The sequence below is a fragment of the Gemmatimonas sp. genome (assembly GCF_036405635.1).
In the GTDB taxonomy this organism is placed as follows: Bacteria; Gemmatimonadota; Gemmatimonadetes; order Gemmatimonadales; family Gemmatimonadaceae; genus Gemmatimonas.
Genome location: NZ_DASWXE010000011.1, coordinates 1 through 9,982, shown reverse-complemented (window position 1 = coordinate 9,982; position 9,982 = coordinate 1). Strand labels below are relative to the sequence as shown.

Sequence of the window (9,982 nt, the reverse complement as noted above, 5' to 3'; positions counted from 1 at the left end):
GATCTGTGTGAGCCCCAAGGCCGACGCCCCCGTGGTGCTGACGCGTGGCGATGAGCTCAAGCTGGTCTTTCCACAGGAGCAAGCGCGCCCGGAGCGCTTCGAGTCGTTCGCGTTCACGCACTTTCTGCTGCAGCCAATGGACGGTCCGAATGCCGCCGAGAACACACGCGCGGCGCTCGCCTACTGTCTCGCGCACCCGCAATGGCGCCTGTCGGTGCAGACGCACAAGGTGATCGGCATTCGCTGACGGATCGCTGCAGCACGATCACGCACCGCATCACCGCTGTTCAACGCCGGTCGCTCCCAGGGGTGACCGGCGTTGTCGTTTCCGGCTATCGCGTGGGCAACCGGCTGTTATCGGGGCGTCAGCATTGACTCGCATCTTCCGGCTTCATCCCTCGACCACCCGACATGACTGTGAAGAAGCTGATGGCCGGGCTCTCTGCCCTGGCAATGCTGCAAGCCTGCAAGAGCGAACATCCCAAGGAGGAAGAAGCCGCGCGGTTTCTGGCCATCCAGCCACTCGTGATCGACACGTCGTACGAAAAGCCGTACGTCGCACAGGTCCGGTCCTTCCGGAACATCGAAATCCGGGCGCAGGAGAAGGGGTTCCTCGAAGAGATGCCGGTGGACGAGGGGCGCACGGTGAAGGCCGGGCAACTGCTCTTTCGCATCATGCCCAAGGTGTACGAGGCAGAGCTGCAGAAGGCCGAAGCCGAAGTTCGGATGGCAGAGATCGAGCTGGAGAACACGCAGTCCTTGGTGGCCAAGCGCATCGTCTCCAAGAACGAGCAGGCGATGGCCCAGGCCAAGCTCGATGCCGCCAAGGCGACGGCGGCGCAAGCAAAACTGCACCTGTCGTTCACCGAGATTCGCGCGCCGTTCGACGGGGTGCTCGATCGGATCCCCAAGAAGCTCGGCAGTCTCATCGAGGAGGGCGAGCTCCTGAGCACGCTCTCCGACAATCGTCGTGTGTTCGCCTACTACAACGTGTCGGAGCCGGAATATCTCGACTACCGCACGAAGGCGCCCAAGGGGCAGAAGGTCACGCTGCTGCTGGCCAACAACACGCGGTTCGCGCAAAAGGGTGAAGTCGAAACGATCGAAGGTGAGTTCGATCATGAGACGGGCAACATCGCCTTCCGCGCGATCTTCCCCAATCCCGATGGCCTGCTGCGCAACGGCGAGACCGGCAAGGTGCTGATGACGGTGCCGTACACGCACGTCATGGTGATCCCACAGAAGGCGACGTACGAGATCCAGGACAAGACGTACGTGTTCGTGATCGACGAGGCCAACAAGGTGCACGCGCGCCTCATCACGGTCGCCGGGCGCATGCCGGATCTGTTCGTGGTGGGCAGCGGCCTCGAGGTGACCGACAAGATCCTGCTCGAAGGCGTGCAGAAGGTGCGGGATGATGACGTGATCAAATTCGAGATGAAGGACGCACGTCAGGTGTTGGCGTCGCTCCGCCTCAAGGCGGAATAGCCCGCATGCTGAACAAGTTCATTCAGCGACCGGTCCTCTCCATCGTCCTGTCGCTGCTCATCCTGTTTGTCGGTGGGCTCGCGCTGTCGCAGTTGCCGGTCACACAGTACCCGAACATCTCGCCGCCCAAGGTCACCATTCTGGCCGCCTATCCGGGCGCGAACAACGAGCTGCTCATCAAGGCGGTGGTGATCCCACTCGAGCGCGCCATCAACGGCGCGCCGGGGCTCAAGTACATCACGTCCGACGCCGGCAACGACGGCGAAGCGAACATTCAGGCCGTGTTCAACCTGGGCACGGACCCCAATCAGGCCACGCTGGCCATTCAGAACCGCGTGGCGTCGGTGGTGAACAAGCTGCCGCCCATCGTGGTCCGCGAAGGCGTGAAGATCACGCGTGAGGAGCCCAACATGCTCCTCTACGTGAACCTGTATAGCGACGATCCGCAGGCAGACCAGAAGTTCCTGTTCAACTTCGCCGACATCAGCCTGATCTCGGAGCTCAAGCGCGTCGACGGCGTGGGTTTTGCCGACATCCTTGGCAACCGTGAATACGCCATGCGCATCTGGCTCAAGCCCGATCGCCTCACCGCATTCAAGGTGTCGCCGGAAGAGGTGATGGAGGCGCTCAGCGCACAGAGTCTCGAAGCTTCGCCGGGCAAGGCGGGCGAAAGCTCGGGCAAGCGCTCACAGGCCTTCGAGTACGTGCTCAAGTACCCGGGCCGCTTCACCACCAAGGAGGAGTACGAAAACGTCGTCATCCGGGCCAGTTCCAACGGGGAGATTCTGCACCTCAAGGACATTGCCGATGTGGAATTCGGCAGCTCGATGTACGACATCTACTCCACGCTCGACGGCAAGCCCTCAGCCGCCATCGTGCTCAAGCAGTCGTACGGCAGCAATGCGAGTCAGGTCATCAAGGATGTGAAGGCCAAGCTGGCGGAGATCAGCAAGTCCACGTTCCCCAAGGGCATGCACTACGAGATCAGCTATGACGTCTCGTCGTTCCTCGATGCCTCCATGGAGAAGGTGCTGCACACGCTGATCGAGGCGTTCATCCTCGTGGGTATCGTGGTGTTCGTCTTCCTGGGCGACTGGCGCTCCACGCTCATCCCCGCCGTGGCCGTCCCCGTGTCGCTCATCGGCACGTTCGCGTTCATGCAGTACTTCGGCATCACGCTCAACCTGATCACGCTGTTCGCGTTGGTGCTGGCCATCGGTATCGTGGTGGACAACGCCATCGTGGTGATCGAGGCGGTGCATGCCATCATGGAGGAAGAGGGGCTCGATCCTCTGGCCGCCACACGCAAGGCGGTCAGCCAGATCGCGGGTGCGGTCATTGCCATCACGTTCGTCATGGCTGCGGTGTTCATTCCCGTGGGTTTCCTCTCAGGGCCTGTCGGCATTTTCTACCGCCAGTTCTCCATCACGATGGCTACGGCCATTGTGCTCTCCGGCTTCGTGGCGCTGACGCTCACGCCGGCACTGTGCGCGATGCTGCTCAAGCCACACACCCACGGCAAGCGACGCTCTCCCGTGGGCCGCTTTCTCGACGCGTTCAACCGGGCGTTCGGCCGCACCACCGATGGTTACGTGAAGTTGCTCTCGGGCATCGCCTCGCGGCGGCTGATCACATTCGGCGTGCTGGCGCTGCTGTGCGCGGGTACCTGGCTCGCCGGCAAGTCCGTGCAGAGTGGCTTCATCCCCAACGAAGACCAGGGGATGTTCTACGCCATCGTACAGACCCCGCCGGGCTCCACCCTCGAGCGCACCAACGAGATCGTATCGCGCCTGCAGAAAGTGTCGGAAGAAGTGGAAGGCGTGCAGTCGGTGTCCGCACTGGCCGGTTACGAAATCCTCACCGAAGGCACCGCTGCCAACACGGGCACCTGCCTCATCAACCTGAAGGACTGGAGTGAGCGCAAGCACTCGGCGCAGGAAATCATTGCCGAGCTTGAGGAGAAGACCAAGGACATCACCGGCGCCAACATCGAGTTCTTCCTGCCGCCGGCCCTGCCGGGTTATGGCGCCGCTGGTGGCTTCGAGCTGCGTCTGCTCGACAAGGCCGGCTCGGGCGACTACAAGCGCATGGAGACGATCAGCAACGACTTCGTGGCCGAGCTGTCGAAGCGAAAGGAAATGACGTCGGTGTTCAGCTTCTACAGTGCCAGTTTCCCGCAGTACATGCTGCGCCTGGACAACGAACTGGCCCAGCAGAAGGGCGTGAACATCGACAACGCCCTCAATACACTCTCCACGCTGCTGGGATCGAACTACGAGATCAGCTTCATCAAGTTCGACCGGCAGTACAAGGTCATCGTGCAGGCGGCGCCGGAGTATCGCGCGCAACCGGAGGATGTCCTCAAGCTGTTCGTGAAGAACGACCGCGACGAGATGGTGCCCTACTCGGCCTTTATGCGCATGGAGAAGGTGTACGGTCTTTCCGAGATCACGAGGCACAACATGTCCAACGCCTCGGAGATCAGCGGATCGGCGTCACCGGGCCACAGCAGCGGTGAAGTCATTCGCATCGTCACCGAAACGGCGGCGAAAGTGCTCCCCCGTGGATACGCCATCGACTGGGCCGGCATCTCGCTCGACGAAGTGCGCCAGGGCAACCAGGCGATCTACATCTTCATCGTGTCGCTGGTGTTCGTGTACCTGATTCTGTCGGCCCAGTACGAGAGCTTCATTCTGCCGCTGGCCGTGGTGTTGTCGTTGCCGGCCGGCGTGTTCGGCGCGTTCCTGCTGCTGTTCATCACGGGACTCGAGAACAACATCTACGCGCAGATCGCGATGGTGATGCTCATCGGCCTGTTGGGCAAGAATGCGGTGCTGATCGTGGAGTTCGCATCGCAGAAGCACAGTCAGGGCGCCACGGCCATCGACGCCACCATCGAAGGGGCCAAGGCGCGATTCCGCCCCATCCTGATGACGTCGTTCGCGTTCATCGCCGGCCTCATCCCCCTCATGTTCGCGACCGGGCCCGGCAAGATCGGCAACCGGACGATCGGTACTGCCGCATTCGGCGGTATGCTGCTCGGCACCGTGCTCGGCGTCATCCTCATTCCGGGTCTCTACTACGCCTTTGCGAAGACGTCGGAACGCCATCCGTTCATTGCGAACGAAGAAGAATCGCCGTTGACGGAGCTCTGACCACCCATGTCATCACTTTCCCGACTTTCGCTGCTGGTGATGGTGGCCGGTGTGTCCGGGTGCATAGCCCCGTCCATGCCGGCTTCACCGGCGCGTCCTCCCGTGCCTGCGTCGTTTGCCGGCTCAGCTGACAGCGCGCGCCGCGCGGATACCACCAACACGGCGACCGTGAACTGGCGGACATTTTTCGAAGACTCCACACTGCGTTCGCTGATCGAGACCGCCGTCGCGAACAATCCGGAGATGCTGTCGACGTTGCAGGAGGTCGAAATGGCGCGCAACGAAGTGCGCGCCATACGCGGCCGACTCGCGCCCCAGGTCCGGGCCGGCGCCACGCTGGGGATGGACAAGAGTGCGCGATACACGGCAGAAGGCGCCGGCAATGCTTCCACCGACATCACCGAAGGCAAGGAAGTCCCAGAGCCATTGGGAGACATCGGGCTGGGTTTCACCGCGTCATGGGAAGCTGATATCCGGGGGCGCATCCGCAGCCAGAAGGGCGCCGCGCTCACGCGGTATCTGGCCACCGTGGAAGGCAGTCGCTATGTGATGACCAGCCTGATCACGGAGATCGCCAACACGTACTACGAACTCACTGCACTCGATGCCAAGTTGGCCATCGTGCAACAGGCCATAGGCCTGCAGCGCAATGCGCTGGACGTCGTGCGCGCGCAACGTGAAGCGGCGGCCGTGAGTGAGCTGGCGGTGCAACAGTTTCAGGCCTTGCTGCTCAACTCACAAAGCCTCGAGTTCGAACTGCGCCAGCAGATTCGCGAAGCCGAGAATCGGTTGAACCTTATGGCGGGTCGCTATCCGCAGGCCGTTTCCCGCTCGACGGCATCGGCGCCGTCGACACTTCGAGCGTTGGACACCGGTCTTCCGGCCCAGTTGATCGAGAATCGGCCGGACATCCGGGCCGCCGAGTTCCAGTTGCAGGCCGCGCGCTTCGACGTGAAGGCGGCGCGCGCCGAGTTCTTCCCTGAACTCAACCTCTCGGCCGGCCTGGGCCTTCGGGCGTTCTCGTTCAAGTACCTGTTCACGACACCGGAGTCGATGGCATGGTCGGTGGCGGGGGACGCCATGGCGCCACTGCTCAACCGCACCTCCATCAAGGCGGAATTCGCGCGGGCGAGCGCGGCGCAGCAGAAGGCGCTGTACGACTACCGTCGGGTGGTGCTGGGCGGCGTGACGGAGGTGTCCACCTTGGTTTCGGCGATCGACAACCTGCAGCGCATGTACTCGTTCAAGGCTGGGCAGTCCGAAGCCATGGACCGCGCCATTGAGATCTCGGGTGACCTGTTCAACGCCGCGCGGGCCAACTACCTGGAAGTGCTCACCGCCCAGCGGGAGGCGCTGGACGTGAAGCTGGAATTGGTGGAAATGCGACTCCGACAGCAGGAGACGACCACCAATCTCTATCGGGCGCTTGGCGGAGGCTGGAAATAGGGGCGGAAGGGGGCGAAAGCGGTGCAACCGGGGCGGGAATCCCGCTCCGGACCGAATGTTTCCCGCAGTGTGACCCCGCGGTCTGGTGGCGCGTCGATCCGCGGGCTACCTTCTCAGCCTTCAGTCTGTCACAGACGCCACCCTTCAGCCCGGCCTCGCGCTCCGCTTCCGCCTCGTGCTTCTTCGCTCCCGCCCCCTCTACATCGCCCTGACCGTGGCCCTCGTGGCCGGCGCGTCGCCGATGCAGTCGCAGGAGTTGAATGGCACCACCGGAGCCGCCAAGACCGATCCCACGGCCACGCTCGAATCGCGCAAGCCGTTCGCCACGTTCAGTGCGTCCGCCGAGCGGCTTCGTGAGAGCATCGTCGAGAAGGCCCGTGGTTCGGTGGGCACGAAATACAAGCTCGGCGCTTCCAAGCCGGGCGTCGGCTTCGACTGCAGTGGCCTCGTGCGCTACGTGATGGGCGCGATCGATATGGTCCTGCCGCGCACAGCGCAGAGCCAGTCGAAGATCGGCACCGAAGTCCCCAAGGATGTGGCCGCCCTGCAGCCGGGTGACGTGCTCACCTTTGGTCGTGGCAAGCGCATCTCGCACGTCGGCATCTACGTGGGCAATGGCAAGATGATCCACGCCTCCACGTCCAAGCGCCGCGTCATCGAGACCAGCCTCAACCAGCGCTCGTCGCTCATCCGTCAGTGGCAGGGCGTCCGTCGGTATGTCGACGGTGGCACCAAGATCTTCAGCGATTCCATTCTCGCCTTCGCTGATTCCCTGAAGTAACCTCAAGGGGTTCCACCCCCTTCAGGAGACTTCATGCTGCTCCGCCCCGCTCGCAGCGCATCCTCCCCCCGCGCGCTGCTCGTCGCTGCCCTGCTGGCACCGACCCTCGCCCTCCCTGCTCTGGCGAGCGCTCAATCCGCAACACCACCGAAGGATCGGCTCACCATCGCCGATTACTTCAACTGGGAAGACGTCGCGGCCCCTGCCCTCTCACCCGACGGCAAACAGATCCTCTACACCCGTACGTGGACCGATCAGCTCAATGATCGACGCGAGTCGTCGGTGTGGATCATGAATGCCGACGGCACCAAGAACCGGGTACTCGTGAAGGGCTCGAACGCGAAGTGGAGCCCCGATGGCTCCCGTATCGCGTACATCGCCAATGGCGAGCCCAGTGGTCAGCAGATCTGGGTGCGGTACATGGACGCCGAGGGTGCGGCCACACAGATCACCCGTCTCACGGAATCGCCTGGTGAAGTGGAGTGGAGCCCGGACGGCACCACGCTCGCCTTCGGCATGCTGGTACGGCAGAACGACGAATGGCGCATTGCCATGCCGGCGGCCCCTAAGGGCGCCAAGTGGACCGAGCCGCCGCGTGTGGTCACCAAGGTGAAGTACCGCGCCGACCGTCAGGGTTTCCTCGAGAACGGTCTGCGCCAGCTGTTCACGGTACCGGCCGATGGTGGCACGCCGCGTCAGATCACCACCGGCGACTGGGCCTCGAACGGCACGACCTGGATGCCCGATGGCAAGTCGCTGCTCTTCACGTCGTTGCGCACGGCAGACAGCGAATACGCCTGGCGCGAGAGCGACATCTACAAGGTGGACATCGCGAGCGGTGCGATCACCGCACTCACCTCACGCAAAGGCCCCGACAACAATCCGGTGCCGAGCCCCGATGGCAAGTACATCGCGTACACGGGCTACGACAGCACCGATGCCACATGGAAGGACGCGGCCATGTATGTCATGGACGCCAACGGTGGCAACGTTCGGGTGCTGACCGAGAAGCTCGACCGCTCTCCGAGTGGCATGATGTGGTCACCCGATGGACTGGGCGTGTACTTCAACGTGGAGAACGAAGGGTCACGCAACCTGTATCACGTCTCGCTCAAGGGCGATGTGAAGCAGGTGACCAAGGGCGCGCAGACGCTCACCGTGAGCGACATCGGCAAGTCGTTCCTGGCAGTGGGTGTGAACAGCACGTCCATGAAGCCCGCCGACATTGTGGCGTTCGACGTGCGCACGCCGACCATGAAGCAGCTCACCGACGTGAACGCCGATGTGCTGGCCGGCAAGAAGCTCGCGACCACCGAAGAGGTGTGGTACAAGTCAGCCGACGGCATGCGCATCCAGGGCTGGATCGTGAAGCCGGCCGACTTCGATCCCGCCAAGAAGTATCCGCTGATGCTCGAGATCCATGGCGGCCCGCACAGCATGTACAACGTGGCCTTCAACTTCTCGCGGCAGGACCATGTGGCCCACGGCTACGTGCTGCTCTATACGAACCCGCGGGGCTCCACGGGCTACGGCAGTGCGTTCGGCAACGCCATCAAGAACGCTTACCCGGGCAAGGACTACGATGACCTCATGGCCGGTGTGGACACGGTCATTGGTCGCGGGTACATCGACACGAACCGGCTGTACGTGTTCGGGTGCTCGGGCGGCGGTGTGCTCACGAGCTGGATCGTGGGCCACACCAATCGCTTCGCCGCGGCCAGTGCGAACTGCCCCGTGACCAATTGGGTGAGCTTCGTCGGAACGACGGACGGATCCAACTGGTACTACAACTTTGCGAAGTATCCATGGGACGATCCCAGTGAGCACCTGCGGCGATCGCCGCTGATGTACGTGGGCAACGTGAAGACGCCCACCATGCTCATGACCGGCGTCAACGATCTGCGCACGCCCATGGCGCAGACGGAGGAGTACTACGAGGCGCTCAAGATCCGCAAAGTGCCGACCGCCATGATTCGCTTCAACAACGAATGGCATGGCACCAGTTCCACGCCGTCCAACTTCCTGCGCACCCAGCTCTACCTGCGCAGTTGGTTCGACAAGTATCAGCGGCCGCCGGAGGCCAACAAGGTGACGCAGGAGCAGTAGACGCGGGTCGTGCGGCAGGTCACCAAAGGCCGTTCGGTTTGTGATCCGCGATACTTTCACCCGACGCCTGAGACCGGTACGTTCCTGCCGCACGTTCCTGTTTCCACTCACCCGCGATTCCATGTCCCTTTCACAGATCCGCCACAGCGCCGCAGCCGCCTCCCTGCTGCTGGCCGCGTTTGCGGTCTCCGCCTGCACGGATACGGCTTCCCGTGCCCGCGCAGATTCCCTCGCCGCGGCGCTGGCTTCGGCCAGCGCCGAACGCGATTCACTGCAGGGGCTCGTCCAGGGCTCCAGTGCCGACAAGGACCGCGCCCTCGCCCAGGTGGTCGAAGCCTCCCGTTTCGCCGATCAGGTGGACGCCGAGCTCCGGCAGGTGCGTGGCCTCTCGTCCAAGGTCGGTGTCAACACCAGCGACGAGTCGGGCAAGACGGAAGCCGCTGCGGCCCAGAAGGACATTCTCGATCGCCTGAAGCAGATGCGGCAGCGCCTGGCCGCACGCCAGTCGGAAGTTGCCAAACAGCTCGCGGAGCTCAAGCGCATGCAGGCCGATTCCACGGCTGCCGCCACGTTGCTCGCCGACCTGAACACCCGGCTGTCGCAGCGCGATCAGGAGATCTCAGCCTTCCAGGAAGAGATCCGCCAGCTGCGTACGGCCAACGAAACGCTCACCGCCGAGAAGGCCGTCCTCACCGATACGGTGAAGGCGATGGACGTGCGCGAGAATCGTGTGTTCTACACGATCGGTTCCCGCCGCCAGCTCATGGCGGATGGTGTCGTGACCGAGGAGGGCGGCTCACGCGGCCTGCTCATTGTCAAGCTGGGCAAGACGCTGGTCCCCGCCCGCACGCTCGATGAGTCGCGTTTCACGCGCGCCGATCGTCGTGATGTGCTGACGATTCCGCTGCCGCGCAGCGACCGGCCGTATCGCATCGTGTCGCGCCACGACGTGGGCCTGATCGAAGTGGCGAAGAAGGAAAAGGATGGCTCGTTCCGCGGTGAGAGC

General features: G+C 63.2%; 6 protein-coding genes and 1 pseudogene. All 7 read left to right on the top strand.

Annotation, left to right across the window (positions count from 1 at the left end):
- Positions 1-247: pseudogene (locus tag VGE27_RS00480) on the top strand (7-carboxy-7-deazaguanine synthase); the annotation flags it as partial.
- Positions 248-411: 164 nt separating this feature from the next.
- Positions 412-1,488, top strand: a complete 1,077-nt coding sequence (locus VGE27_RS00475; RefSeq protein WP_331047662.1) for an efflux RND transporter periplasmic adaptor subunit — start codon at positions 412-414, stop codon at positions 1,486-1,488.
- Positions 1,489-1,493: 5 nt separating this feature from the next.
- The gene (locus VGE27_RS00470) at positions 1,494-4,643 is read left to right on the top strand and encodes an efflux RND transporter permease subunit (protein WP_331047661.1); all 3,150 of its coding nucleotides are present in this window, start codon (positions 1,494-1,496) and stop codon (positions 4,641-4,643) included.
- Positions 4,644-4,649: 6 nt separating this feature from the next.
- Complete coding sequence (locus tag VGE27_RS00465) at positions 4,650-6,089, top strand: efflux transporter outer membrane subunit (protein ID WP_331047660.1); 1,440 nt, start codon at positions 4,650-4,652, stop codon at positions 6,087-6,089.
- A 175-nt stretch (positions 6,090-6,264) separates the two neighbouring features.
- Positions 6,265-6,870, top strand: a complete 606-nt coding sequence (locus VGE27_RS00460) for a C40 family peptidase (protein ID WP_331047659.1) — start codon at positions 6,265-6,267, stop codon at positions 6,868-6,870.
- Positions 6,871-6,903: 33 nt separating this feature from the next.
- Positions 6,904-8,976 carry a S9 family peptidase gene (locus tag VGE27_RS00455; protein ID WP_331047658.1) on the top strand — a complete coding sequence of 691 codons (2,073 nt, stop codon included), beginning with the start codon at positions 6,904-6,906 and terminating at the stop codon, positions 8,974-8,976.
- A 121-nt stretch (positions 8,977-9,097) separates the two neighbouring features.
- Positions 9,098-9,982: hypothetical protein (locus tag VGE27_RS00450; RefSeq protein ID WP_331047657.1), on the top strand; the 885-nt coding region annotated here is incomplete at its 3' end.

Excerpts from the sequence above, each read along its gene's own strand:
- VGE27_RS00475 (WP_331047662.1), top strand. The coding sequence starts at position 412 with ATGACTGTGAAGAAGCTGATGGCCGGGCTCTCTGCCCTGGCAATGCTG.
- VGE27_RS00470 (WP_331047661.1), top strand. The coding sequence starts at position 1,494 with ATGCTGAACAAGTTCATTCAGCGACCGGTCCTCTCCATCGTCCTGTCG.
- VGE27_RS00465 (WP_331047660.1), top strand. The coding sequence starts at position 4,650 with ATGTCATCACTTTCCCGACTTTCGCTGCTGGTGATGGTGGCCGGTGTG.
- VGE27_RS00455 (WP_331047658.1), top strand. The coding sequence starts at position 6,904 with ATGCTGCTCCGCCCCGCTCGCAGCGCATCCTCCCCCCGCGCGCTGCTC.